Source organism: Pseudoxanthomonas sp. SGNA-20, assembly GCF_003931635.1.
GTDB lineage: Bacteria > Pseudomonadota > Gammaproteobacteria > Xanthomonadales > Xanthomonadaceae > Pseudoxanthomonas.
In genome coordinates this window covers 179,410-201,810 of the sequence record NZ_RRYK01000002.1, presented here as the reverse complement: position 1 = coordinate 201,810, position 22,401 = coordinate 179,410, and the positions used below count along the sequence as shown (strand labels likewise).

Below are 22,401 nucleotides of genomic sequence, written 5' to 3'. Positions count from 1 at the left end.
CACCCTGCATTCCGCTTCCGCGCTTGCCGGCGGACCCGCCGCCCGGCTAGCCTGCGAGGCCTATGGACAAGCCCCTGCGGATCCTCATTCACGGCGCTTCCGGGCGCATGGGCCGGGCCCTGCTGCGGCTTGCCGCCGACGCCCCCGAACGCTGGCAGGTGGTCGCCGCGGTGGCCGGCCGCGCGCCGCTGCAGCGGGTGGTCGACGGCATCCCGCAGTTCGCCGCGGCCGAACTGTCCGGGGTCCCGGATTTCGACGTGGCCATCGACTTCAGCCTGCCGGAAGGCTTCGAGCCGGTGCTGGCGCAGTGCGTGAAGCGGCGCCGGCCGCTGGTCTCGGGCACCACCGGCATCTCCGCCGGGCAGCGCCAGGCGCTGGAGCAGGCCGCCGCCACGATCCCCGTGCTTTGGGCCTCCAACTTCAGTGTGGGCGTGGCGGTGCTGAACGAACTGGTCGAGCAGGCCGCGCGCGCGCTGGCCGGCTGGGACTGCGACATCGTCGAACAGCACCACGTGCACAAGAAGGATGCCCCCTCGGGCACCGCCCTGACCCTGGGCGAGGCGGCCGCCCGCGGCGGCGCCGAGCCGCGGTACGCCAGCCTGCGCGCCGGCGACATCGTCGGCGAGCACACGGTGCAGTTCGCCGGGCAGGGCGAGCGCGTCGAACTCGTGCACCGCGCCACCAGCCGCGACATCTTCGCCCGCGGCGCGCTGCAGGCGGCCACCGCGCTGGCGGGCCGCCCACCGGGCCTGTACACCTTGCGCGACCTGCTTTTCGGCCAGGGCTGAACGACGCGCGAAACCATTCGCCGCGTGAACGGCGGCGTTCCCTTTTGGGGGCGTCGCCGGTACAATTCCCGCTCGCCTGTTACCCCCATGCCCGGACCGGAGAGATGCCAGTCCGCGGTTTTTTGCAGCCCGCCTCTGGCTGGGCCGGCGACAGGGCTCCTCCACCTGAAGGCGAACGACGTGACCCATCCCGCAATCCTCGTCCTCGAAGACGGCACCGTGTTCGAGGGCGAATCCGTAGGCGCAAGTGGCCTCGCCGTCGGCGAAGTGGTGTTCAACACCGCCATGACCGGCTACCAGGAGATCGTGACCGACCCGTCCTATGCGCGGCAGCTGGTCACCCTGACCTATCCCCACATCGGCAACACCGGCTGCACCGGCCAGGACGACGAGGCCGGCAAGGTCTGGTCGGCCGGCCTGATCGTGCGCGACGTGCCGCGACGCCCCAGCAACTGGCGCAGCGAAGCCCCGCTGCAGGACTGGCTGGCCGTGCGCGGCGTGGTCGCCATCGCCGGCATCGACACCCGCAAGCTGACCCGCCTGCTGCGCGAGCGCGGCGCCCAGAACGGCGCGCTGATGGCGGGCGAGGGCATCGACGTGGACACCGCGCTGGAAGCGGCGCGCAAGTTCCCGGGCCTGAAGGGCATGGACCTGGCCCAGGTGGTCAGCACCACCGAGCGCTACGCCTGGACCGAGGGCCAGCTGGACCTGGACCGCAACGCCTTCGTCGGCGCGGAGAAGAAGTACCGCGTCGTCGCCTATGACTTCGGCGTGAAGACCAACATCCTGCGCATGCTCGCCGAGCGCGGCTGCGAGGTCACCGTGGTGCCGGCGAAGACCCCGGCCACCGAGGTGCTGGCGCTGAATCCCGACGGCGTGTTCCTGTCCAATGGCCCGGGCGACCCGGAGCCGTGCGGCTACGCCATCGCCGCGATCCGCGAGTTCCTGGCCAAGAAGGTGCCGCTGTTCGGCATCTGCCTGGGCCACCAGCTGCTGGCCCTGGCTGCCGGCGCGCGTACCATCAAGATGGCCAACGGCCACCACGGCGCCAACCACCCGGTGCAGGAGCTGGGCAGCGGCCGCGTGCTGATCACCTCGCAGAACCACGGCTTCGCGGTCGACGAGGCCAGCCTGCCGGCGAACGTGCGCGTCACACACCGCTCGCTGTTCGACGGCACCAACCAGGGCATCGAGCTGACCGACGCCCCGGCGTTCTCGTTCCAGGGCCATCCGGAAGCCTCGCCGGGCCCGCACGACGTGGCGCCCCTGTTCGACCGTTTCGTGGCCTCGATGGCGGCCTGACCGGCCGCCGCGGCACGCCCACCGGCCCGGGAGCCGCAGCCCAAGGCGCGCTCCCCGCAATCCAGAGAACGAAATGCCCAAGCGCAGCGACATCAAGACCATCCTCATCATCGGCGCCGGCCCGATCGTCATCGGCCAGGCCTGCGAGTTCGACTACTCGGGCGCGCAGGCGTGCAAGGCGCTGCGCGAGGAGGGCTACCGGGTGGTGCTGGTCAACAGCAACCCGGCCACGATCATGACCGACCCGGACACCGCCGACGCGGTGTACATCGAGCCGATCAACTGGCAGACGGTCGAGAAGATCATCGCCAAGGAGCGCCCGGACGCGCTGCTGCCGACCATGGGCGGCCAGACCGCGCTCAACTGCGCCCTGGACCTGGCCGACCACGGCGTGCTGGAGAAGTACGGCGTCGAGCTGATCGGCGCCTCGCGCGAGGCCATCCGCATGGCCGAGGACCGCGAGCTGTTCCGCGTGGCCATGCAGGAGATCGGCCTGGAGTGCCCGAAGGCCGAGGTGGCGAAGAGCTTCGAGCAGGCGGTGGGGATCCAGGCCAAGGTGGGCTACCCGACCATCATCCGCCCGTCCTTCACCCTGGGCGGCAGCGGCGGCGGCATCGCCTACAACCGCGAGGAGTTCGAGGAGATCGTCAAGCGCGGCCTGGAGCTGTCGCCGGTGCACGAGGTCCTGATCGAGGAGTCGGTGCTGGGCTGGAAGGAGTTCGAGATGGAGGTGGTCCGCGACAAGGCGGACAACTGCATCATCGTCTGCTCGATCGAGAACCTCGACCCGATGGGCGTGCACACCGGCGACTCGATCACCGTGGCCCCGGCGCAGACCCTGACCGACAAGGAATACCAGCGCCTGCGCGACGCCTCCATCGCGGTGCTGCGCAAGATCGGCGTGGACACCGGCGGCTCCAACGTGCAGTTCGGCGTCAACGCCCAGACCGGCCGCGTCGTGGTGATCGAGATGAATCCGCGCGTGTCGCGTTCCTCGGCGCTGGCCTCCAAGGCCACCGGCTTCCCGATCGCCAAGGTCGCGGCCAAGCTGGCGGTGGGCTACACCCTGGACGAGCTGAAGAACGAGATCACCGGCGGCAAGACCCCGGCCTCGTTCGAGCCGGCGATCGACTACGTGGTCACCAAGATCCCGCGCTTCGCCTTCGAGAAGTTCCCGCAGGCCGATTCGCGCCTGACCACCCAGATGAAGTCGGTGGGCGAGGTGATGGCCATGGGCCGCACCTTCCGCGAGTCGGTGCAGAAGGCCCTGCGCGGCCTGGAGACCGGCAAGGTGGGCTTCGACCCGACCGGCCTGGACCTGGCGGACGAGGAGGACCTGGCGACCCTGCGCCGCGAGCTCAAGGCTCCCGGCCCGGAGCGCCTGTTCTACGTGGCCGACGCCTTCCGCGCCGGCATGAGCGTGGAGGAGATCCACGCCCTGTCGTTCATCGACCCGTGGTTCCTGGACCAGATCGAGGAGATCATCGCCGAGGAGAAGCGGGTGGCCGCCGAGGGGCTGGATTCGCTGGACGGCAAGCGCCTGCGCAAGCTCAAGCGCGACGGCTTCTCCGACGCGCGCCTGGCGCAGCTGACCGGCACCAACGAGGCCGCGGTCCGCGCCCTGCGCCGCGCGCACAAGGTGCGCCCGGTTTACAAGCGCGTGGACTCCTGCGCCGCCGAGTTCGCCACCAGCACCGCCTACCTGTACTCGACCTACGAGGACGAGTGCGAGGCCAATCCGAGCAACCGCGACAAGATCATGATCCTGGGCGGCGGCCCCAACCGCATCGGCCAGGGCATCGAGTTCGACTACTGCTGCGTCCACGCCGCCCTTGCCCTGCGCGAGGATGGCTACGAGACCATCATGGTCAACTGCAACCCGGAGACGGTCTCCACCGACTACGACACCTCCGACCGCCTGTACTTCGAGCCGCTCACCCTCGAGGACGTGCTGGAGATCGTCGAGCTGGAGCAGCCCAAGGGCGTGATCGTGCAGTACGGCGGCCAGACCCCGCTGAAGCTGGCGCGCGCGCTGGAGGCCAACGGCGTGCCGGTGGTCGGCACCAGCCCCGACTCCATCGACCTGGCCGAGGACCGCGAGCGCTTCCAGCAGCTGGTCGAGAAGCTGGGCCTGAAGCAGCCGCCGAACCGCACCGCGCGCACCGCCGACGAGGCGCTGGCCCTGGCCCGCGAGATCGGCTACCCGCTGGTCGTGCGTCCCAGCTACGTGCTGGGCGGCCGCGCCATGGAGATCGTGTACGGCGAGGCCGACCTGGCCCGCTACGTGCGCGACGCGGTGAAGGTGTCCAACGACTCGCCGGTGCTGCTGGACCGCTTCCTGGACAACGCGGTCGAGGTCGACGTCGACCTGATCGCCGACGCCACCGGCGCCACCCTGATCGGCGGCGTGATGGAGCACATCGAGGAGGCCGGCGTGCATTCCGGCGACTCGTCCTGCTCGCTGCCGCCGTACTCGCTGTCGCAGGCCACCCAGGACGAGCTGCGCCGGCAGGTGCGCGAGCTGGCGAAGGCGCTGAAGGTGGTCGGCCTGATGAACACCCAGTTCGCCATCCAGTCCAACGAGGACGGCACCGACACCGTCTACCTGCTGGAGGTGAACCCGCGCGCCTCGCGCACGGTGCCGTTCGTGTCCAAGGCCACCGGCGTGCAGCTGGCCAAGATCGCCGCCCGCTGCATGACCGGCCGCACCCTGGCCGAGCAGGGCGCGACCCGCGAGGTCGTGCCCAGCTACTACTCGGTCAAGGAAGCGATCTTCCCGTTCGCCAAGTTCCAGGGCGTGGACCCGATCCTCGGCCCGGAGATGCGCTCCACCGGCGAGGTGATGGGCGTGGGCCGCAGCTTCGGCGCGGCCATGGCGCGCGCCCAGGAGGCCGGCGGCATCCGCGCGCCGCAGCCGGGCAAGGCGTTCGTGTCGGTGCGCGACCCGGACAAGAAGCGCGTGGTGCCGGTGGCCAAGGCCCTGGTCGAGCGCGGCTTCAGCATCGTCGCCACCCGCGGCACCGCGCAGTGGTTGCAGGACCACGGCGTGGAGTGCACCGTGGTCAACAAGGTCGCCGAGGGCCGCCCGCACATCGTCGACGCGATCAAGAACGGCGAGATCGCCTACATCGTCAACACCACCGAGGGCCGCGCCGCCATCGCCGACTCGTTCTCCATCCGGCGCGAGGCGCTGCAGCAGCGCGTGACCTACTCGACTACCGTCGCCGGCGCCAAGGCGCTGGTGCATTCGCTTGAATACCGCGGGACCGGCCCGGTCTGGTCCCTGCAGGAGCTGCACAAGGAGCTGCAATCGTGAGAGCCCCCCTGACCCTTAAAGGCGCCCAGCGCCTGCGCGAGGAGCTGGAGCACCTCAAGACGGTGAAGCGTCCGGAAGTGATCGCCGCCATCGCCGAAGCGCGCGGCCACGGCGACCTGAAGGAGAACGCCGAGTACCACGCCGCGCGCGAGCAGCAGGGCTTCATCGAAGGCCGGATCAAGCAGCTGGAGAGCGAGCTGTCGCACGCCGACCTTATCGACGTGACCAAGCTCAATGCCGGCAGCAAGGTGGTGTTCGGCGCCACCGTGACCCTGGCCGACGTGGAGACCGACGAGGAGGTCCGCTACCAGATCGTTGGCGACCTGGAGGCGGACATCAAGCAGGGCCTGATCGCGATCTCCTCGCCCGTGGCCCGCGCGCTGATCGGCAAGGAGGAGGGCGACACCATCGTGATCGAGGCCCCCGCCGGCAAGCGCGAATACGAGATCGTCAGCGTCGAGTACGTGGGCTGAGAGGCCGGCGATGACCGCCATCGCGCTGCTGCTGCCGGCCCGGGACAGATTGCCCGGGCCCCTGCCGCAGGCGGCCGCGCGCGCCTTCGGGCGCGCCGACCGCGAGCAGCTCGAGCCCGGCGGCCGCGCCCAGCTGCGCCGCCACTTCCGCCTGACCCCGGACCACTGGCCGGTGGCCGCGCTCACCCGCCGCGCCGATGCCGGCAGCGATGCCGGCGACGCACTGTGGCTGCGCGCCGATCCGGCGCACGTGGCGCCGGACCTCAACGGCGCGCGCCTGCTCGGCTGGGGCGAAGGCCTGGGCCTGGACACCCTGGACGCGCAGGCGCTGCTGCCGGTGCTCAAACCGCTGTTCGGCGACGCCGGCTACCAGCTGGATGCGCCGCATCCGGCACGCTGGTACCTGCGCCTGCCTGCCGGCACCCCGCTGCCGGAGTTCACCGCGCCCGAGGACGCGCTCGGCGACGACCTGTTCAACGCGCTGCCGCTGGGCGAGGACCCGGTGTCGCGGCGCTGGCGCGCGCTGATCACCGAGGTCCAGGTCGCGCTGCACCACCACCCCTGGAACCGCGCGCGCACCGACCATGGCCGGCCCGCGGTCAACTCGCTGTGGTTCTGGGGCGCCGGCGTGGCCCCGGACAGCGTGCAGTCGAGCTACATGAACGTGCGCAGCCCCGATCCGCTGGTGCAGGCCCTGGCCGGCGAGGCCGGCGCCGCCACCGCGACCCCGGCCACCGCCGCCGACACGCCGCCGGGCGCGGTGGGCGACAGCCTGGTCGACCTGCGCCACCTGCGTTCGCTGGAGGTGCTGGGCAACCAGGTGCTGCCGCCGCTGCTGGCTTCGATGGCACGCGACGAGTTCGACACCTTGCTGCTGGACTTCGAGGACGGCACCCGCCTGCACCTGCGCCGCGGCCAGCGCTGGCGCTTCTGGCGCAGCCCGCTGCGTTCGCTGGACGCATGAACTCTCCCGCGCCGCGCGCATGAGTCCCGCCGCTCCCCGGATCCGCCGCCGCGAGCCCGTGGTAGTGGGCGGCGCCTGGCCCGGCCACGTGCCGCCGCTGCTGCGCCGGGTGTACGCCGCGCGCGGCGCCGACCGCTTCGAACTGGCGCGGCCGCGCCTGTCCGACCTGCTGCCGCCGGACGCGCTGGGCGGCCTGCCGGCGGCGGTCGCACTGCTGGCCTCGGCCATCCGCGACGACCGCCACATCGTGGTGGTCGGCGACTTCGACTGCGACGGCGCGACCGCCTGCGCGGTGGGCGTGCGCGGCCTGCGCATGCTCGGCGCGCGCAGGGTCTCGCACGCGGTGCCCAACCGCATGGTCCACGGCTACGGCCTGTCGCCTGCGCTGGTGGAGGAACTGGCGGCGCTGCAGCCGGAACTGCTGGTCACCGTGGACCACGGCATCGCCTGCCATGCCGGCGTCGCCGCCGCGCGCGCGCGCGGCTGGCAGGTACTGGTCACCGACCACCACCTGCCGGGCCAGCAGCTGCCGCCGGCCGACGCCATCGTCAACCCGAACTGCGCCGGCGACGCCTTCCCGAGCAAGTGCCTGGCCGGCGTGGGCGTAATCTTCTACGTCCTGCTCGCGCTGCGCCGGCACCTGCGCCAGTCCGGCGCGTTCCCGGCCGGCGAACCGGACCTGTCCAGCCTGCTGGACCTGGTCGCGGTCGGCACCATCGCCGACCTGGTGCCGCTGGACGCCAACAACCGCGCCCTGGCCGCGGCCGGCCTGCGCCGCCTGCGCGCCGGCCAGGCCTGCGCCGGGCTGCGCGCCCTGGTCGAGGTCTGCGGCCGCGACCTGGCCTGCCTGACCGCGGCCGACATCGGCTTTGCCGTGGGCCCGCGGCTCAACGCCGCCGGGCGCCTGGAGGACATGGCCCTGGGCATCGAATGCCTGCTCACCGACGACCCGCAGCGCGCGCGCGAACTGGCCGGCATCCTCAACGAGATCAACGCCGAGCGCCGCGCCGTGCAGCAGGCGATGACCGACGACGCCGAGGCGGCCCTGGCGCGCGCGCAGGTCGACCACGGCGCGCCGCCGCTGGCGCCGTGCCTGTTCGACCCGGAGTGGCATCCGGGCGTGGTCGGGCTGGTGGCCTCGAAGATGAAGGAGCGCCTGTACCGGCCGGTGCTGGCCTTCGCTCCGGCCGAGCCCGGCGCGCAGGTGTTGCGCGGCTCGGCGCGCTCGATCGCCGGCTTCCACATCCGCGACGCCCTGGCCGCGGTGGACGCGCGCCATCCGGGACTGGTGCAGCGCTTCGGCGGCCATGCCATGGCCGCCGGCCTGACCCTGGAACTGGCCAAGCTGCCGGCGTTCGAGCAGGCCTGGCAGGAACACGCCCGCGCCACCCTGGACGATGCACTGCTGCAGGCCGAACTGCTCAGCGACGGCGAGCTGCTGCCGCAGGAGTTCGACCGCTTCCACGCCGAGGCGCTGCGCGACGGCGGGCCGTGGGGGCAGGGCTTCCCGGAGCCGCTGTTCGACGGTTGCTTCGAGGTCCTGGACTACCGCCCGGTCGGCGAGCGCCACCTGCGCCTGCGGCTGCGCCACCCGGACCGGCGTGAGCCGCTGGCGGCAATCCACTTCGGCGGCTGGCAGGGCAGTGCGCCGGCCCCGCACCTGCATCTGGCCTACCGCCTGCAGCCGGACGATTACCGTGGCGGCTCGGCGGTGCAGCTGGTGGTCGAGCACGCCGTCCCGGCCTGAGCGGCGGCCGGCGCGGACCGCTCGCGGTACTGCAGTCCGAACAGCGGCCGCAGCAGTGGCACCCGCCGGACCACCTCATAGGCGGCGAAGCAGGTGGCGAAGGTCAGCAGCACCAGCAGCGGCCCCTCCAGCGCCGGATGCAGGTCCAGCGGTTGCAGGTTGTGCGCGGCGACCACGGTGACGGTCTGGTGCAGGATGTAGACCGGGAAAACCGCCGGCACCAGGTAGCGCAGCAGCGGGCCGTCGCCCGGCGACAGCCGCCGGGCAAAGCCGAGCACGGCGATGATCGCGCACCACTGGTCCACGCCCCACACCGCGCGCATGGCCAGGCGCAGGGCCTGGGGCGGCTCGCTGCCGGCGTAGGAAACGGTGTAGCCGGCCAGCACGGCCCAGCTGCCCAGCCACAGCAGCAGGGCCGGCCAGCGCAGGCGCACGGCCGCGTCCCAGAACCCGTCGCGGCGCGCGGCCAGGAAGCCGAGCAGGAACACCCCGAAGTACTGGACGTGGTTGTACCAGTCGCCGACCAGGACGTGGGTCGAACCGTAGCGGCCGATCAGCAGCAGCCGCGCCAGGGCCAGGGCCAGCGCCGGCCACAGCAGCAGCCCCCAGCCGCACAGGGCGCGTTCCAGCGCGCCGCCGGCGCGGTCCAGGAGCGGCCGCGCCAGCCGCCACAGCAGCCACAGCGCCACCGTGTAGACCTACAGGTAGGCCACGAACCACAGGTGGTTCCAGGTCGGCAGGATCAGGCAGCCACCGGCATCGCAGAACGAACCGTCCGCGCGCAGGTAGCGCGCCCAGAAAGCCAGGAAGCCGTCGTGGTAGCCGCCGGGCAGCTGCTCGACCACCTCATAGTAGGACTGCGGCGGCACCACCACCGCCATGCCGAACAGCAGCGGCAGCAGCAGCCGCCAGGAGCGGTTGCCGAGGAAGCGTACCCGGCCGTCCCCGGCCGCGGCCTGGCGCTGGGCCTGCGCCAGCAGGAACGCGGTGGCCACACCGGATACCAGGAACAGCAGCGACAGCCGCCAGGGACCGGTGAGCAGCATCGCCGGCTCCAGCAGGGGGCCGGCGTGCGGGCTTTTCACGTGCCAGTCCCAGCTCACGTAATACATGCCCACGTGGTACAGGACCAGCAGGCCGAAGGCGCAGACCCGGACCCAGTCCAGGTCGTGGCGGCGGGTGGCGGTGGAGGCGGGCGGTAGGCTGGCGTCGCGCGGCATGGCGTATTCCGGACGTGTCGGTGGCCCGGGAAACTGGCACGGCACGCCGCGCCGGTGGGGCTCCGGATGACGACCGGCACGCCGGCGGGGACGAACCGCGGGCACGCGGGGACGGATGGGGCGGTGCGACGGTGGCGTTGGCTAGAATGCGTCGATGACTCCGCCGGAACCGTTTCCCTACCAGCGCTACGCCCCCTGGAAGACCTGGGTCGAAGCTGGCCTGTGGACCCTCCTGATCCTGGGCAACTTCGCAGGCAACAGCCTGACCGAGCTGATGGAGCTGTGGCGGCGGGGGGCCGGGATCCCGACCTGGGAACCGCTGGTGTGGGAAGGCAGCAGCGCGCTGGTCCTGCTGCTGCTGGTGCCGGTGCTGGCCTGGTTCACGGGCCGCTTCCCGCTGTACTGGCACCTGTGGCGCCGGCGCCTGGCCCTGTACGCGGCCGCCAGCGTGGTGCTGTGCGTGGTCCACGTGCTGGCCATGGTGGCCCTGCGCGAACTGCTCTACCGCGCCCTGGGCAGCGACTACCAGTTCGGCCCTTGGCTGCGCGGGCTGGTGTACGAGTACCTGAAGGACGTCCGTGCCTTCTTCCTGATCGTGGTGGTGATGGAGGGCTACCGCGCCCTGCTGCGCCGCTGGCAGGGCGAGGCCAGCCTGCCGGAAGCGGCGCCGCCGGCGCCGGACGCCGGGCCGGCGGACGCCGAGCCCGCGCGCCCGGAGCGCTTCCTGGTGCGCAAACTGGGGCGCGAGTTCCTGGTCCCGACCGGCGAGATCGAGTGGCTGCAGGCCTCCGGCAACTACGTGAACCTGCGCGTGGGCGGCCGCGACTATCCGCTGCGCAGCACCCTGGCGCGGGTGGAGGAGCAGCTGGACCCGCGCGCCTTCGCGCGGATCCACCGCAGCTACATGGTCGCCCTGGCCCAGGTCGCCTCGATCGAGCCGCTGGACAGCGGCGATGCCCGCGTGCACCTGAAGGACGGCAGCGTGCTGCCGTGCAGCCGGCGCTACCGCCAGGCCCTGCGCGAGCGCTTCGACGCCGGGGGCCTGAGCGGCGCTCAGGGCAGTTCCGGCTGCAGGCCCACGCCCAGCCGGTTCCAGGCGCTGATCAGGGCCACGGCCATGGTCAGGGTGGCGATGCCGGCATCGTCGAAGTGCGCCTTCAGCGCCTCGTAGGTGGCGTCGGCCGGGGCGCCGGAGGGCAGCCTGGCCAGGGCCTCGGCCCAGTCCAGGGCGGCGCGCTCGCGGGCATCGAAGAAGCGGCTGTCGCGCCAGCCGGGCAGGGTGTCGAGCTTGCGCGGGTCGACCCCGGCCTGGCGCAGGGCGGTGGCGTGCATGTCCATGCAGAACGCGCAACCGTTGATCTGCGACACCCGCAGGAACACCAGCTCGACCAGGGGGGGCTCCAGCACGCCGTCGTGCACGGCGTTGCTGGCGGTGTAGAGCGCCTTGAAGGCATCCGGGACGTGCCTGGGATATTCGACGCGACGGTAGTCCATGCGGGTCTGCTCCGGCGGGCCACCATGGCCGCCTTCACCACCAGGACGTCCCGGGCGACGCATCCGTGACAGCCAGCTTGTCCGGATTGGCGACGGTGTACAGCGCGGTGATGCGGCCGTCCGCGCTGGCGGCCACGGTGACCCCCACCAGCCGCCCGTCGCGGTAGCGCAGGATCGCCGGCTCGCCGTTGGCCAGGCCAAGCTGCCAGCGCACCGCCGGATCGCGCCGCCGCGCCACCGCCCAGAACAGGCGGGCGATGCGCTCGGCCCCGTGCAACGGGCGGATCGCCGCCAGTGCCTTGCCACCGCCGTCGGAAACCAGCTGTGCATCGGCGTGCAGCAGGGCTTGCACCGCCTCGCGGTCGCCCTCGCGCGCGGCGTGCATGAACTTCTCCAGCAGGATCCGGTGGTGGCGCGGATCGACCCCGAAGCGCGGCCGTGCCCCGGCGATGCGCGTGCGGGCGCGGTGCACCATCTGCCGGCAGGCCGCCTCGCTGCGTTCCAGCAGCCGGGCGATCGCGGCGTAGTCGTGGTCGAACACTTCCCGCAGCAGGAACGCCGCGCGCTCCTCGGGCCCGAGCCGTTCCAGCACCGCCAGGAACGCGAGCGAGACTTCCTCGGCCCGTTCCAGCGCCCGCGCCGGTCCGGGCGCCTCGTCGGCCGGCTCGGACGCGGCCGCGGTGGGGGCGTCGGGATCGACCCGGGCCGGTTCCGGCAGCCAGGGCCCCGGATAGGTTTCGCGCCGGCGCCGGGCGGCGCGCAGGCGGTCGATGCCCAGCCGGGTGGCGGTGGTCACCAGCCAGGCCTCCGGGTCGGCGATGGCGGCCCGGTCCGCCCGGTGCCAGCGCAGCCAGGTGTCCTGGACCACGTCCTCGGCGTCGGCGCGGCTGCCCAGCAGCCGGTAGGCCAGGGCCAGCAGGCGCGGCTGGTGTCGATGGAAATGATCAACAGGTTCCATGGATTCCAGGACGGAACAGCGCTTGCCGGTGTGACAGGGGCCCCGGCCGCGCCGCCACTTTGGCCTAAAATGGGCGGGTTTTCCGCCTGCCATGAGCCAGCCGTGACCGCTTCCGCTTCGTCCAGCCCGTCGAACATCCCGGTGTCCATCCGCCAGGAGGACCTGATCCAGTCCGTCGCCGACGCGCTGCAGTACATCAGCTACTACCACCCGGTCGACTACATCCGCACCCTCGCCGCCGCCTGGGAGCGCGAGGAATCGCCCGCGGCCAAGGACGCGATGGCGCAGATCCTGATCAACTCGCGCATGTGCGCCGAAGGCCACCGCCCGATCTGCCAGGACACCGGCATCGTCACCGTGTTCCTGCAGATCGGCATGAACGTGCGCTGGGACGACGCGACCATGGGCGTGGAGGACATGGTCAACGAGGGCGTGCGCCGCGCCTACAACCACCCGGACAACAAGCTGCGCGCCTCGGTCCTGGCCGACCCGGCCGGCAAGCGCCTGAACACCCGCGACAACACCCCGGCCGTGGTCAACGTCAAGGTCGTGCCGGGCAACAAGGTGGACGTGATCGTCGCGGCCAAGGGCGGCGGCTCGGAGGCCAAGAGCAAGTTCGTGATGCTCAATCCCTCCGACTCCATCGTCGACTGGGTGCTCAAGACCGTGCCGACCATGGGCGCCGGCTGGTGCCCGCCGGGCATGCTCGGCATCGGCATCGGCGGCACCGCCGAGAAGGCGATGCTGCTGGCCAAGGAAGCGCTGATGGAGCCGATCGACATCCAGGACCTGGTCGCCCGCGGCCCGTCCAACCGCATCGAGGAACTGCGCCTGGAGCTGTACGAGAAGGTCAACGCGCTGGGCATCGGCGCCCAGGGCCTGGGCGGCCTGACCACGGTGCTGGACATCAAGATCAAGGACTATCCGACCCACGCCGCCAACCTGCCGGTGGCGATGATCCCCAACTGCGCCGCCACCCGCCACGCGCACTTCACCCTGGACGGCAGCGGCCCGGTCGCCCTCGACCCGCCCTCGCTGGAGGACTGGCCGAAGCTGACCTACAGCCCGCACAACGCCCGCCGCGTGGACCTGGACACGGTCACCCGCGAGGAAGTGGCCAGCTGGAAGCCGGGCGAGGTGCTGCTGCTCAACGGCAAGCTGCTGACCGGCCGCGACGCCGCGCACAAGCGCATGGTCGACATGCTGGGCCGCGGCGAGAAGCTGCCGGTGGACTTCACCAACCGCTTCATCTACTACGTCGGTCCGGTCGATCCGGTGCGCGACGAGGTGGTCGGCCCGGCCGGTCCGACCACCGCCACCCGCATGGACAAGTTCACCCGGCAGATGCTGGAGCAGACCGGCCTGCTGGGCATGGTCGGCAAGGCCGAGCGCGGCGACGCGGCGATCGAGGCCATCCGCGACAACAAGGCCGTGTACCTGATGGCGGTCGGCGGTTCGGCCTACCTGGTGTCCAAGGCGATCAAGGCCAGCCGCGTGGTCGCCTTCGAGGACCTGGGCATGGAGGCGATCTACGAGTTCGAGGTCAAGGACATGCCGGTGACCGTCGCCGTGGACTCCACCGGCGAGTCGGTGCACAGGACCGGCCCGAAGCAGTGGCAGGCCCGGATCGGCAAGATCCCGGTGGTCGTAGCCTGAGCCAGGCGCCATCGCGGCACACGGGCGGGCCGGCAGCGATGCCGGCCCGTTCTTTTTGCCCCCGCGCCAGGGCGATAATCGCCACGTCCATTCCAGGGAGCCGCGCGATGTCCGTCGTCCTCTATGGTTCGCAAAGCACCGCGTCGCTGGTGGTGCACTGGCTGCTGATCGAGCTGGGCATCGGGCACGAGCTGCGCCAGCTGGACTTCGACCGGCGCGAGCAGAAGTCGCCGGAGTACCTGGCGCTCAATCCGGCCGGGCGCGTGCCCACCCTGGTGATCGACGGGCAGGTGCTGACCGAGTCGGCCGCCATCGCCATGCACCTGGCCGACCTGCATCCGCAGGCCGGGCTGGCGCCGGCGCCGGGCACGCCGGCGCGCGGCGACTACTACCGCTGGATGTGCTTCTGCGTGTACACGCTGATGCCGCAGTACCGCGCCTGGTTCTACCCGGACGAACCGGCCGGGCCGGAGCACGTGGAGGCGGTGAAGGAACGCGCCCGCGCCGCGCTGGAGGCGGCGTGGCAGCAGGTGGCCGACCACCTGCAGCGCAACGGCGGCCCGTACATGCTCGGCGGGCAGCGCACGGCGGTGGATTTCGTCCTGACCATGCTGATGCGCTGGTCGCGCAACATGCCCAGGCCCACCGACAGCTGGCCGGTGCTGCAGGACTACGCCAGGCGGATGAAGTCGCTGCCCAGCTTCGCCGAGGTCTACCGCCGCGAGGGCATCACCGACTGGACCTGAGGCGCCGCTCAGTCGAGCAGGGCGACCACTTCCTCCGGCGGCCGGCACAGGCGCGCGCCGCGGCGGGTGATCACCACCGGGCGGTTGATCAGCTGCGGGTTGGCGATCATCGCGTCCAGCAGGGCCTCGTCGTCGGCCGAATCCAGGCCCAGTTCGGCGTAGAGCGGTTCGCTGCTGCGGACCAGGACGCGCACGCCGCCGCAGGACTCGGCGACGCGGCGCAGGCTCTGGCGATCGGGTGGATGGGCCAGGTAGTTGAACATCACCGGCTCGATCCCGCGTTCGCGCAGGATCTCCAGCACCGCGCGGGACTTCGAGCAGCGCGGGTTGTGCCAGATCGTCGCGCGCTGCATCAGAACCACTCCAGCAGGGCAAAGCCGACGCCGATGTAGGTGGCCTTGTGGTTGTAGTCGATCATGCTCTCGCCGTAGCCGTCGAACACCTGGACGTGGCCGCGCAGCAGGTTGTTGATCGGGAAGCCCCAGTCCAGCTGCAGCGAGCCGTGCGCGCGGTCGCCGCCGCGCAGCGAGTGGCGCGCGGTCAGGCTCAGCTCGTGGCCGTTGCGGTTGTATACCAGCAGCGCGTCAGCGCGGCCGATGTAGTCCTCGATGTCCGGGTTGTTGTCGTCGCGCGCGCTTTCGCCGACCCGGTACCAGGGGCGCAGCACGAAGGCCCAGTTGTCGCGGTCCAGGCCGAGGTTGAGGATCACCCGGTTCCAGCTGCGCGAGAACGGATCGCTGCGGCCGTTGGACTGGTGGTTGAGGCTGATCCCGGTCATCCGCCCCTTCCAGCCGAACAGGCTGTAGTTGTTGCGGAACACCAGCATCACCTCCGGCTCGTAGTTGGTCTCGCGGAACGGGCGCGAGGTCTCCGAGGCGTAGGCCTGCCAGCGCGAGCTCTGGGTGTAGCCGACCCAGACGTCGCCGTTGTCGCCGAACAGGTCCTCGGCGACCTTGGTCTTGAAGCTCAGCTGGAACTTGGCCTCGATGCTGTCCAGCTGCTCGGGCGTGGTGACGGTGTTGTTGGGGTTGGGCGAGCTGGGGGCGGTGTTGGTCCGGCTGGTCCAGAAGCCAGGCAGCACGTACACCGGCTTGTAGGCGCGCAGCTGGAAGATGCCCAGCTTGGAGTCCTTGGCCAGTTCCCAGCGGTTGTCCAGCAGCGAGCCGCGGCCGGCGTTGGCGATCGCCGCGCGCGCGGCCGGTTGCAGGTCGCGCTGGAACAGCCCGGTGGCGGGCTGTTCGCCCGCGGCCTCCTCCGCGGCGCGCTCGGCGACGTCGGCGGCCAGGTCCGCTTCCTGCGGCGAGGGCGCGACATAGCCCAGGGCTGCGTCGTAGCAGGCCAGGCGCTGGGCGTTGGAGGCGATGGCCAGGCAGGCGTCGGCGCTGGCCGGGCGCGCGGTGATTTCCTGCGCCGCCAGCGCCGGGGCGGTGGCGGCGAGCGCGGCGCACAGCGCCAGGGGCAGGGGGGGCATCCGGTTCAAGTCGAGCTCCAGGGAGGCGGTGCGTATTCAGAAAAACCACGCCAGCACGAATAGGCCGAGCATGGCGAAGGCCAGGGCCAGCTTCAAGGCGGCGCCCAGCAGCAGGCCTACCCAGGTGGCCGCGCCCACCCGCGCGGCTTGTGGCGGGTGCCGGGTATGCCACAGCTCGCCCAGCATCGCGCCGATGAACGGGCCCAGCAACAGTCCGGGCAGGCCGAACAACAGGCCGACGATGGTGCCCAGGGTGGCACCGGCCACGGCCATCCGCCCGGCGCCGAAGCGGCGCGCACCGAAGGCGCCGGCCATGATGTCGATCGCGATGGAAAGCAGCGTGAGCAGGCCGAGGGCGGCCAGGGTCCAGCCACTGATCCGGATGAAACCATCCGCCCAGGCGGCCAGCGCCATGCCGGCGAACACCAGGGGCAGGCCAGGCAGGGCCGGGAGCACCACGCCGGCCAGGCCGACCAGCATCAGCAGGCCGGCGAGCAGGTACCACAGGGTGGTCGTATCCATCGGGGGCGGGGGGCTCCTGGGGGCGGCCCGGGCATGATTGCATTCGCCATGGGCCGGCGGTAAGTTTGGGCCGCTGCGCTTGGCAAGGTCACCGTGAACCGTGACCTGATGCGGTAGGTCCTTGGTGATGGTCTGCTACATCGTTACACCTCGCGTACTCCTTGCAACCAGCCGCCGTTGGCCACGGCGTAACCACCACCCAGCAAAGTTCCAGGAGTAAGCAGTAATGGCAGAGCGCGAGACCGGGACCGTCAAATGGTTCAACGATGCCAAGGGCTTTGGCTTCATCAGCCGTGAGAATGGCGAGGACGTGTTCGTCCACTTCCGCGCCATCCAGATGCAGGGCTTCAAGAGCCTGAAGGAAGGCCAGAAGGTCACCTTCACCGTCGTCCAGGGCCAGAAGGGCCTGCAGGCCGACGCGGTGCAGACCGCCTGATCCAGAGCCATCGGCTACAAACGGAAACGGCCCGCGATGCGGGCCGTTTCTTTTTGCCGGTCGTGGCGGCGATCAGCGGATCACGACCTTGCCGTTGACCACGCGCACGTAGGTGTTCTCGCGGATGCCGCCGAGGTCGCGCTGGTTGATCACCACGGTGCGGCCGTCGTCCATGCGCACGTGGATGTTGTAGGTATCGCCGGTGACGCGGCCCTGGATGGCGTTGCCGGCCATCGCGCCGGCGGCCGCGCCCGCCACGGCGGAGACGTTCTGGTTGCCCTTGCTGCCACCGGTCTTGTCGGAGATCTCATGGCCGGCGACCGCGCCGACGATGCCGCCCAGGATCGCGCCGGTCGCGGCGGGCGCGCTGCGGTTGGAGCCGATCACGTCGATACGGGTGACGATGCCGCAGTCCAGGCACGATTGCGGGGCCGGATAGCTGCCGCCGGACGGATAGGACGAGCCATAGCCGTAGTTGGGCGAGGTGGTGCTGCAGGCGGCCAGGGCCAGGGAGCCGAGGACGGCGGCGCAGAGCAGGCGGGACTTCATCGTGCATCTCCTGAAGTGTGGTCCGGCGGATGCGGCCGGGCCGCTTCCGTGGCTGCATCCTTGCGCCATGCTCGTGAACGGCGCGGCAACCCGGCGCCCGCCCGCGCATGACGCCGGCGGCTGGCATCAGCCGCGGTTCAGCGGAAATCCTGGTGGCAGGCGCGGCAATCGCCGCCGATCTTCTCCAGCGTGGCGGTGATCTGCGCGCAGTCCGACGGCGGCGCGGCCAGCGCCTGGTCGAGGTTGGCGCGCAGGCTGGAGGCCGCACCGGCGAAGCGCTGGTCGTCGCGCAGCCCCGGGAAGGCGGTTTCCAGGTCGTTGGCCATCGCCCGCAGCGACTGCAGGCGCGGCAATGCATCGTGCACGGCGCAGCGGTTGGCCGCGGCGGTGGCCTTCAGTTCCTGGGTCTGGCGCGCCATCACGTTCATCAGCGCGTCCGGGAACGGATCCTGCCGCTCCTTCAGCGCGCGCAGCGCCATCACCGCGGCGACCACGCCCGCCAGCAGGCCGATGGCAAACACGACGAGGTAGCGGGCGGCGGGCGAGGGGCGGTTCGGCTGGCTGGCCATGCGGCGGGCTCCGTTGGAAGGGCGCACATCATAAGGCGCCGGCGGCGACGCTTGCAGCCGCACCGGTAGAATGCGCGCCCATGGACGCATTCCTGCAGGAACGGTTTGCCGGCATCGACCGGCTGTACGGCGTGGGCGCGGCGCAATGGCTGGCCGGGCGCCGGGTGGCGGTGGTCGGGCTCGGCGGGGTGGGCTCGTGGCTGGTCGAAGCGCTGGCGCGCTCGGCGGTGGGCACCCTGGTGCTGGTCGACGCCGACGACCTGTGCGTGTCCAACACCAACCGCCAGCTGCCGGCGCTGGAGGGCCAGTACGGCCGCGGCAAGGCCCAGGTCCTGGCCGAGCGCTGCCGCGCGATCAATCCGCGGGTGGAGGCGCGCCCGGTGGCGCAGTTCCTCACCGCAGGCAACCTGGAAAGCCTGTTGGGCGAGGGCTTCGACCTGGTGGTCGACGCCTGTGACAGCTTCCGCACCAAGGTCGAGGCGATCGCCTGGTGCCGGCGGCGCAAGCAGCCGGTGCTGACGGTCGGTTCGGCCGGCGGCCGCACCGACCCGACCCTGGTGCGGGTGCGCGACCTGTCGCGCACCGAGCACGACGCCATGCTTGCCCTGGTGCGCAAGAAGCTGCGCGCCGAGTTCGGTTTCCCGCGCAATCCGCAGCGCTTCTTCGGCGTGCCGGCGGTGTACTCGCTGGAGAACGTGAAGTACCCGCAGTTCGACGGCAGCGTCAGCGGCGTACGCCCGAAGCTGGGCGCCGACGCAGCGCTGAAGCTGGACTGCGGCACCGGCCTGGGCGCGGCCACCCATGTCACCGGCGCGTTCGCCTTCGCCGCCGCCGGCAAGGCGCTGGAGATGTTGCTCAAGGGGCGGCCGGCGCCGTCGGCGGATGCGGCCGGCTTCGCCTGCGCCGTGGCCGGCTAGGCCGGCGGCAGGCCGAACAGGCGTTCGGCGTTGGCGGTGGTGGCCGCGGCGATCGCGGCCGGGTCCTCGTCGCGCAGCATGGCGATGGTGTCCAGCACCGTGCGCAGCCGCGCCGGTTCGTTGCGCTGGCCGCGGTGCGCGGCATCGGGCTGGTCCGGCGCATCGGTTTCCAGCAGCAGGAATTCCAGCGGCATCTCCGCCACCAGCCGGCGCAGGCGCTGCGCGCGCTCGTAGGTGACCGGGCCGCCGAGGCCGACCAGGAAGCCCAGGTCCCACAGCTGGCGCGCCTGCTCGGGGCTGCCGGCGAAGCTGTGCATCACGCCGCGCAGGCGCGAAGGCTGGCCCGACTTGGCGCCGCCGATGCGGCGGATCGCGGCGATCACCGCGTCCACCGCGCGCCGCGCGTGCACGATCACCGGCAGGCCGGCATCGCGCGCCAGGCGCAGCTGCGCCTCGAAGTAGCCGGCCTGGGCCTGGCGGTCCAGGTCCTCGACGAAGAAATCCAGCCCGCATTCGCCGACCGCCACCGGCTGCTCGCGCTCGACCCATTCGCGCAGGCGTTCCAGGTGCGCGGGCTGGTGTTCGGCCAGGAACAGCGGATGCAGGCCGTAGGCCGGGAACAGTCCCGGCGCGGCGCGGCAGGTGTCGCGCAGGCCGGGCCAGCCGGCGGCATGGATCGCAGGCACCACCTGGCGGCGCACGCCGGCATCGCGCGCGCGCGCGACCACCTGCGCGCGGTCGGGGTCGAACTCGGGTACGTCCAGGTGGCAGTGGCTGTCGACCAGGTCCATCAGCGTCCGGGTGGCAGCACCTGCGATCGCGCCGGCAGCGGATCCTTGCGGCGCTTCCAGTTGGCCAGCAGCAGGGTGCCCAGGCCCAGCGCGACCTCGTCGATGAACGGCACCGGATCGGGCAGCAGCACGCTGAGCACGAACACCGCGGCGGTCAGCTTGAACAGGGTCGGGAAGCGCAACCGGCGCGCCCATTCCAGCAGGGGCAGCAACAGGGGGTTGGCCATGGCGGCGGCTCCGTGGGGAAGATCCGGATACCAGCATGCCGCGTCCGCGCCGGCTCGTGGCGATGTTGGAAAATTGTTCGGGGTCCTGTTCAGCTTCGCCGTGATGGAATGCGCCCGTCAAACAGCGGGATGGGTCCCGCAGGAGCCAACGGCCATGAAACAAGCCACCACCGTTCTCATCGCAGCAGGTGCCCTGCTGGTCGGCGGCATCGCCACTGCCGCCTACATGAACAACCGTGACGGCGGCTCCGACGTCGCTGCCATCACCGCTCCGGCCCAGGACGGCGATGTCGCCGCCAGCGATGCGCTGCCGGAGACCCCGGCGCTGGAGTTTGCCGAGATCCTTTCCGTCACCCCGGTGACCGAGAAGGAACAGCGCTACGCCACCGTGATCGGCACCGAGCCGGTGCGCGAGTCCACCACCCAGTCGGTCCCGCATGAAGTGTGCGAGGACGTGGTGGTGCAGGAGCGCCTGCCCGAGCGCGACGGCAACGTCGGCGGCACCGTGGCCGGCGCGGTCATCGGTGGCCTGATCGGCAACCAGGTCGGCGGCGGCAAGGGCAAGAAGGTCGCCACCGCGGCCGGCGCCGTGGCCGGCGGCGTGATCGGCAACCAGGTCGACAAGCGCCACGTCGGCGGCAAGGTCGTCAGCCGCACCGAGCGCCAGTGCCGCACCGAGTACGCCACCTCCGAGTCCAGCCGGGTGATCGGCTACACCGTGACCTTCCGCAACCCGGACGGCACCACCGGCACCAAGCGCATGGACAAGAAGCCCGGCGAGCGCATCGCCCTGGGCACCGAGGACAAGGTGGTCGGCTACGACGTGACCTACCGCTACCAGGGCCAGGAAGGCACCCTGCGCCTGGACCAGGAGCCGCAGTCCGACCGCCTGCCGGTGGTCGACGGCAAGATCGTCACCGCCGGCGTGGACGTCGGCGCGCAGGGCGCCAACCGCCAGTAAGCGCGGGCCCGTTGCCAGCACCGAAGGCCGCTCCCCCGGGGGCGGCCTTCTTTTTTGCCGCGCTGCGCATTGCCCGCGCACCGGGGGCGGTGGATACAATCGCAACCATTTCCCCAACCGGTATCCGCCATGGCCCTTTCCGCCTACGACCTGTACGACGTGCGTTCCATGCTCAGCGAAGAGGAGCGTGCCGTGCAGGAGGCGGTAGCCCGGTTCACCGACGAGCGGGTGCTGCCGATCATCGGCGAGTGCTTCGACCAGGGCCGCTTCCCGAAGGAGCTGGTCCCGGAGATCGCCTCGCTGGGCCTGCTGGGTTCCTCGCTGCCTGAGGAGTACGGCTGCGCCGGCCTCAACGCGGTCAGCTACGGCCTGATCTGCCAGGAGCTGGAGCGCGGCGACAGCGGCCTGCGCAGCTTCGTCAGCGTGCAGTCCTCGCTGTGCATGTACCCGATCTACGCCTACGGCTCGGAGGAGCAGCGGCGGCAGTGGCTGCCGCGCATGGCCGCCGGCGAGGTGATCGGCTGCTTCGGCCTGACCGAGCCGCACGGTGGTTCCGACCCGGCCAACATGAAGACGCACGCCCGCAAGGACGGCGGCGACTGGGTGATCAACGGCTCCAAGATGTGGATCACCAACGGCAACCTGGCCGACATCGCCATCGTCTGGGCGCAGACCGACGAGGGCATCCAGGGCTTCATCGTGGAGAAGGGCACGCCCGGCTTCACCGCCCAGGAGATCAAGCACAAGATGAGCCTGCGCGCCTCGGTGACCAGCGCCCTGTACTTCGACAACGTGCGCGTGCCCGAGGCCAACCGCCTGCCCAACGTCAAGGGCCTCAAGGGTCCGCTGGGCTGCCTGACCCAGGCCCGCTACGGCATCACCTGGGGTCCGATCGGCGCCGCCATCGCCTGCCTGGACGAGGCGCTGAACTACAGCAAGGAACGCATCCTGTTCGGCCGCCCGGTCGCGGCGACCCAGAGCGCGCAGATCAAGCTGGCCGACATGGCCCGCCGCATCACCCTGGCGCAGCTGCTGGTGCTGCAGCTGGGGCGGCTGAAGGACGCCGGCCGGATGCAGCCGCAGCAGGTCTCGCTGGCCAAGTGGAACAACTGCCGCATGGCCATCGACATCGCCCGCGAGTGCCGCGACCTGCTGGGCGGCGCCGGCATCACCACCGAGCACGCCGCGATCCGCCACGCCCTGAACCTGGAATCGGTGATCACCTACGAGGGCACCGAGACCGTGCACCAGCTGGTGATCGGGCGCGAGCTGACCGGCATCAACGCGTTCTGAC

General features: G+C 71.3%; 22 protein-coding genes and 1 pseudogene. 13 read left to right on the top strand and 10 right to left on the bottom strand.

Annotated elements, in window-relative coordinates; translation table 11 throughout:
- Nucleotides 1-62: 62 nt before the first annotated feature.
- The 6 genes from dapB to recJ all read left to right on the top strand — a co-directional run bounded on the left by dapB (nt 63) and on the right by recJ (nt 8,590).
- Nucleotides 63-788, top strand: coding sequence for a 4-hydroxy-tetrahydrodipicolinate reductase (gene dapB / locus EIM48_RS06220; RefSeq protein ID WP_125111306.1), 726 nt, complete (start codon nt 63-65; stop codon nt 786-788).
- 180 nt (nt 789-968) lie between these two features.
- Nucleotides 969-2,090 carry a glutamine-hydrolyzing carbamoyl-phosphate synthase small subunit gene (gene carA, locus EIM48_RS06215; RefSeq protein WP_125076273.1) on the top strand — a complete coding sequence of 374 codons (1,122 nt, stop codon included), beginning with the start codon at nt 969-971 and terminating at the stop codon, nt 2,088-2,090.
- A 73-nt stretch (nt 2,091-2,163) separates the two neighbouring features.
- Nucleotides 2,164-5,406, top strand: a complete 3,243-nt coding sequence (carB, locus tag EIM48_RS06210; RefSeq protein WP_125111305.1) for a carbamoyl-phosphate synthase large subunit — start codon at nt 2,164-2,166, stop codon at nt 5,404-5,406.
- On the top strand, nt 5,403-5,879 hold the full coding sequence (gene greA, locus EIM48_RS06205) for a transcription elongation factor GreA (RefSeq protein ID WP_026010350.1): 477 nt from the start codon (nt 5,403-5,405) through the stop codon (nt 5,877-5,879). Before carB ends, greA begins: the two co-directional genes overlap by 4 nt.
- A 10-nt stretch (nt 5,880-5,889) precedes the next feature.
- The gene (locus EIM48_RS06200) at nt 5,890-6,843 is read left to right on the top strand and encodes a phosphoglycerate mutase (RefSeq protein WP_028914672.1); all 954 of its coding nucleotides are present in this window, start codon (nt 5,890-5,892) and stop codon (nt 6,841-6,843) included.
- Nucleotides 6,844-6,862: 19 nt separating this feature from the next.
- Entirely contained in the window at nt 6,863-8,590 is a 1,728-nt protein-coding gene (gene recJ / locus EIM48_RS06195) for a single-stranded-DNA-specific exonuclease RecJ (protein ID WP_028914671.1), read from the top strand.
- Here recJ and EIM48_RS15745 read toward each other — a convergent pair.
- Nucleotides 8,536-9,810: pseudogene (locus EIM48_RS15745) on the bottom strand (acyltransferase family protein). The gene recJ and the pseudogene EIM48_RS15745 sit on opposite strands and share 55 nt — an antisense overlap.
- Before the next feature lie 154 nt (nt 9,811-9,964).
- Here EIM48_RS15745 and EIM48_RS06185 point away from each other — a divergent pair.
- Complete coding sequence (locus tag EIM48_RS06185; protein ID WP_233581646.1) at nt 9,965-10,981, top strand: LytTR family DNA-binding domain-containing protein; 1,017 nt, start codon at nt 9,965-9,967, stop codon at nt 10,979-10,981.
- On the opposite strand, the gene EIM48_RS06180 is transcribed toward EIM48_RS06185, so the two are convergent.
- Entirely contained in the window at nt 10,864-11,304 is a 441-nt protein-coding gene (locus EIM48_RS06180; RefSeq protein WP_125111304.1) for a carboxymuconolactone decarboxylase family protein, read from the bottom strand. The two genes, EIM48_RS06185 and EIM48_RS06180, sit on opposite strands and share 118 nt — an antisense overlap.
- 34 nt (nt 11,305-11,338) lie before the next feature.
- On the bottom strand, nt 11,339-12,262 hold the full coding sequence (locus EIM48_RS06175) for an RNA polymerase sigma-70 factor (RefSeq protein WP_019397811.1): 924 nt from the start codon (nt 12,260-12,262) through the stop codon (nt 11,339-11,341).
- Nucleotides 12,263-12,403: 141 nt separating this feature from the next.
- Between EIM48_RS06175 and EIM48_RS06170 the strand changes: the two genes are divergently transcribed.
- Nucleotides 12,404-13,918 (top strand): fumarate hydratase, encoded by a 1,515-nt coding sequence (locus EIM48_RS06170; protein ID WP_125111368.1) that lies wholly within the window; start codon nt 12,404-12,406, stop codon nt 13,916-13,918.
- 107 nt (nt 13,919-14,025) lie between these two features.
- Nucleotides 14,026-14,664: a glutathione S-transferase family protein gene (locus tag EIM48_RS06165; RefSeq protein WP_019397809.1), complete on the top strand. Its 639-nt coding sequence runs from the start codon at nt 14,026-14,028 to the stop codon at nt 14,662-14,664.
- 8 nt (nt 14,665-14,672) lie between these two features.
- Here the strand turns inward: EIM48_RS06165 and arsC are convergent, their stop codons facing one another.
- From arsC to EIM48_RS06150, 3 genes are read right to left on the bottom strand one after another with little or no spacing between them, the layout of a single operon-like run.
- Nucleotides 14,673-15,017 (bottom strand): arsenate reductase (glutaredoxin), encoded by a 345-nt coding sequence (gene arsC, locus EIM48_RS06160; RefSeq protein WP_125111303.1) that lies wholly within the window; start codon nt 15,015-15,017, stop codon nt 14,673-14,675.
- On the bottom strand, nt 15,017-16,135 hold the full coding sequence (locus tag EIM48_RS06155; RefSeq protein ID WP_125111302.1) for a phospholipase A: 1,119 nt from the start codon (nt 16,133-16,135) through the stop codon (nt 15,017-15,019). The genes arsC and EIM48_RS06155 overlap by 1 nt, the downstream gene beginning before the upstream one ends.
- Before the next feature lie 36 nt (nt 16,136-16,171).
- A complete protein-coding gene (locus EIM48_RS06150) occupies nt 16,172-16,657 on the bottom strand; it encodes a DUF456 family protein (protein ID WP_125111301.1) in 486 nt (161 codons plus the stop codon).
- Nucleotides 16,658-16,883: 226 nt separating this feature from the next.
- Here EIM48_RS06150 and EIM48_RS06145 point away from each other — a divergent pair, with 226 nt between their 5' ends.
- Nucleotides 16,884-17,093: a cold-shock protein gene (locus tag EIM48_RS06145; RefSeq protein WP_019397805.1), complete on the top strand. Its 210-nt coding sequence runs from the start codon at nt 16,884-16,886 to the stop codon at nt 17,091-17,093.
- A 72-nt stretch (nt 17,094-17,165) separates the two neighbouring features.
- Here EIM48_RS06145 and EIM48_RS06140 read toward each other — a convergent pair whose 3' ends face one another.
- Nucleotides 17,166-17,642 (bottom strand): glycine zipper 2TM domain-containing protein, encoded by a 477-nt coding sequence (locus EIM48_RS06140; RefSeq protein WP_125076283.1) that lies wholly within the window; start codon nt 17,640-17,642, stop codon nt 17,166-17,168.
- Between the two features lie 137 nt (nt 17,643-17,779).
- Nucleotides 17,780-18,211, bottom strand: a complete 432-nt coding sequence (locus tag EIM48_RS06135; protein WP_125111300.1) for a cytochrome c — start codon at nt 18,209-18,211, stop codon at nt 17,780-17,782.
- An 80-nt stretch (nt 18,212-18,291) separates the two neighbouring features.
- Here EIM48_RS06135 and EIM48_RS06130 point away from each other — a divergent pair, with 80 nt between their 5' ends.
- Nucleotides 18,292-19,128, top strand: a complete 837-nt coding sequence (locus EIM48_RS06130) for a tRNA threonylcarbamoyladenosine dehydratase (RefSeq protein WP_028914660.1) — start codon at nt 18,292-18,294, stop codon at nt 19,126-19,128.
- Here the strand turns inward: EIM48_RS06130 and EIM48_RS06125 are convergent.
- Together EIM48_RS06125 and EIM48_RS06120 are read right to left on the bottom strand one after the other, a co-directional pair.
- Nucleotides 19,125-19,919 (bottom strand): TatD family hydrolase, encoded by a 795-nt coding sequence (locus EIM48_RS06125; RefSeq protein ID WP_125111299.1) that lies wholly within the window; start codon nt 19,917-19,919, stop codon nt 19,125-19,127. The two genes, EIM48_RS06130 and EIM48_RS06125, sit on opposite strands and share 4 nt — an antisense overlap.
- A complete protein-coding gene (locus EIM48_RS06120) occupies nt 19,919-20,146 on the bottom strand; it encodes a DUF6116 family protein (RefSeq protein ID WP_019397091.1) in 228 nt (75 codons plus the stop codon). The genes EIM48_RS06125 and EIM48_RS06120 overlap by 1 nt, the downstream gene beginning before the upstream one ends.
- Nucleotides 20,147-20,300: 154 nt before the next feature.
- Between EIM48_RS06120 and EIM48_RS06115 the strand changes: the two genes are divergently transcribed.
- A complete protein-coding gene (locus EIM48_RS06115) occupies nt 20,301-21,107 on the top strand; it encodes a glycine zipper 2TM domain-containing protein (protein WP_019397092.1) in 807 nt (268 codons plus the stop codon).
- Between the two features lie 129 nt (nt 21,108-21,236).
- Nucleotides 21,237-22,400, top strand: a complete 1,164-nt coding sequence (locus tag EIM48_RS06110) for an acyl-CoA dehydrogenase family protein (protein ID WP_125108665.1) — start codon at nt 21,237-21,239, stop codon at nt 22,398-22,400.
- The last annotated feature ends 1 nt before the right edge of the window (nt 22,401 follow it).

Coding starts and splice junctions, on each gene's coding strand:
- EIM48_RS06145 (WP_019397805.1), top strand. CDS start 16,884: ATGGCAGAGCGCGAGACCGGGACCGTCAAATGGTTCAACGATGCCAAG.
- EIM48_RS06155 (WP_125111302.1), bottom strand. CDS start 16,135: ATGCCCCCCCTGCCCCTGGCGCTGTGCGCCGCGCTCGCCGCCACCGCC.
- EIM48_RS06165 (WP_019397809.1), top strand. CDS start 14,026: ATGTCCGTCGTCCTCTATGGTTCGCAAAGCACCGCGTCGCTGGTGGTG.
- EIM48_RS06135 (WP_125111300.1), bottom strand. CDS start 18,211: ATGGCCAGCCAGCCGAACCGCCCCTCGCCCGCCGCCCGCTACCTCGTC.
- EIM48_RS06150 (WP_125111301.1), bottom strand. CDS start 16,657: ATGGATACGACCACCCTGTGGTACCTGCTCGCCGGCCTGCTGATGCTG.
- recJ (WP_028914671.1), top strand. CDS start 6,863: ATGAGTCCCGCCGCTCCCCGGATCCGCCGCCGCGAGCCCGTGGTAGTG.
- EIM48_RS06130 (WP_028914660.1), top strand. CDS start 18,292: ATGGACGCATTCCTGCAGGAACGGTTTGCCGGCATCGACCGGCTGTAC.
- EIM48_RS06110 (WP_125108665.1), top strand. CDS start 21,237: ATGGCCCTTTCCGCCTACGACCTGTACGACGTGCGTTCCATGCTCAGC.
- EIM48_RS06200 (WP_028914672.1), top strand. CDS start 5,890: ATGACCGCCATCGCGCTGCTGCTGCCGGCCCGGGACAGATTGCCCGGG.
- EIM48_RS06180 (WP_125111304.1), bottom strand. CDS start 11,304: ATGGACTACCGTCGCGTCGAATATCCCAGGCACGTCCCGGATGCCTTC.
- EIM48_RS06185 (WP_233581646.1), top strand. CDS start 9,965: ATGACTCCGCCGGAACCGTTTCCCTACCAGCGCTACGCCCCCTGGAAG.
- EIM48_RS06140 (WP_125076283.1), bottom strand. CDS start 17,642: ATGAAGTCCCGCCTGCTCTGCGCCGCCGTCCTCGGCTCCCTGGCCCTG.
- arsC (WP_125111303.1), bottom strand. CDS start 15,017: ATGCAGCGCGCGACGATCTGGCACAACCCGCGCTGCTCGAAGTCCCGC.
- carB (WP_125111305.1), top strand. CDS start 2,164: ATGCCCAAGCGCAGCGACATCAAGACCATCCTCATCATCGGCGCCGGC.
- EIM48_RS06120 (WP_019397091.1), bottom strand. CDS start 20,146: ATGGCCAACCCCCTGTTGCTGCCCCTGCTGGAATGGGCGCGCCGGTTG.
- EIM48_RS06125 (WP_125111299.1), bottom strand. CDS start 19,919: ATGGACCTGGTCGACAGCCACTGCCACCTGGACGTACCCGAGTTCGAC.
- EIM48_RS06175 (WP_019397811.1), bottom strand. CDS start 12,262: ATGGAACCTGTTGATCATTTCCATCGACACCAGCCGCGCCTGCTGGCC.
- EIM48_RS06115 (WP_019397092.1), top strand. CDS start 20,301: ATGAAACAAGCCACCACCGTTCTCATCGCAGCAGGTGCCCTGCTGGTC.
- dapB (WP_125111306.1), top strand. CDS start 63: ATGGACAAGCCCCTGCGGATCCTCATTCACGGCGCTTCCGGGCGCATG.